The organism is Oleiphilus sp. HI0132 (assembly GCF_001635845.1).
In genome coordinates this window covers 1-1265 of sequence record NZ_LWGJ01001489.1, presented here as the reverse complement: position 1 = coordinate 1265, position 1265 = coordinate 1, and the positions used below count along the sequence as shown (strand labels likewise).

Annotated in this window: 2 protein-coding genes; one reads left to right on the top strand and one right to left on the bottom strand. The window is 37.2% G+C overall.

Going from position 1 to position 1265, the window contains the following annotated elements; genetic code table 11:
* Nucleotides 1–370, bottom strand: a 370-nt coding sequence (locus A3766_RS23055; RefSeq protein ID WP_156509064.1) for a hypothetical protein, incomplete at its 3' end; no start/stop codon positions are given.
* A gap of 187 nt (nucleotides 371–557) precedes the next feature.
* Here A3766_RS23055 and A3766_RS23050 point away from each other — a divergent pair.
* Nucleotides 558–1265: MCP four helix bundle domain-containing protein (locus tag A3766_RS23050; RefSeq protein WP_156509063.1), on the top strand; the 708-nt coding region annotated here is incomplete at its 3' end.

The window sequence follows — 1265 nt, the reverse complement described above, 5'->3', positions numbered from 1 at the left end:
GAGTAAGTTGAGAGCTAAGGCTTTCTTTCTCAGCGTTGAAGGTACTATTTAGTTCATCTATCTGTGCGCGATACTCATTCTCTAGAATTGCTTTTTCATTTTCGAGCTGATCTTGAACGGTAGATATCTGATTGTTGAGGCCGCCGATTTGTTCTTCAAAAGATGAAACAGAACCTAGAGCGATATCTAATTGTTCTTGTAGTGTCTGGTTACTTTCCTCTAGCTGAGTAATCTGATCCAGGTGCGCGTTTGTATCAGCATTAATAGCGGCTATAGCCTTATTAGCTCTTGTGCGTACCACGAAAAACGTGATCAAACTGCCAATAATAAAGGCAGCTATTGAAAACAAAAGGGTGTTGTTGTCAGTCATCTTCTTATAAATCTGAGTTAGGTGGATATGAAAGGTATCAAACGCTTACAAATTATATTAGCAGTATATTTTGAACTTGCTGGAAAAATATTAGAGAAATCATGACATTCCTAAAATCTACGCTAAAGTAACTAGGTGAGAGTTAAAAAATAAATTCTTTAGAACTATCAGAAAGAAAGAAAATACTATGCTGCAATTAACGTTTAATCAGAAAGTCGGTCTCGGTTTTGCCATTATCATCTCTTTGCTATTGGTGTCCGGGCTATCATCTTTATGGAATCTTAATGACATCAATGGGTCAACCTCAAGGGTGAATGAAACGGCTGTGCCTGTCGTGAAAGAAAGTAACGATGTACAGATACAGCTACTAAAATTAGCAAAACTCAGTTCTCTGGCATTTAATGCTGAGAATCAGGATGAGATTGCTAGTTTTAAAAAATCATTCGATAAAGGCGCTAAAAGTTTTGATGAAAGATATGTCAGTCTTGAAAAACTAGCTGAATCTGATGAGCAAATGAAGGCGCTCGTTATTGGTATTAAAAGTAACTATGACCTTTACCGTTATGCAGTTAACGAAATGTTTGAGTCAAAATCTGAAGTTTTGACGGCAAGAGATTACATGTTAGAAGAAGCTGACGTGTTATTTGGCTTAGTTGATAATGTTGGTGCTTCCCTTGATGAAATACAATATTACCTGCCACCTGAAGAGTACAAGGATCAGATGGATTTGGTAATAGGCTTTGCTAATCAATCGATTACCTTGATTAATAATATATTTAAGACCATTGATGAAATAAAAATCACTCAGGATATCGGGCGAGTCAGCGAAGGTATGGGAGATTTTGAGTGGTCGATCAATGACTCTCACTCTTGGTTCGTTAAGGGTGCTGAAGTG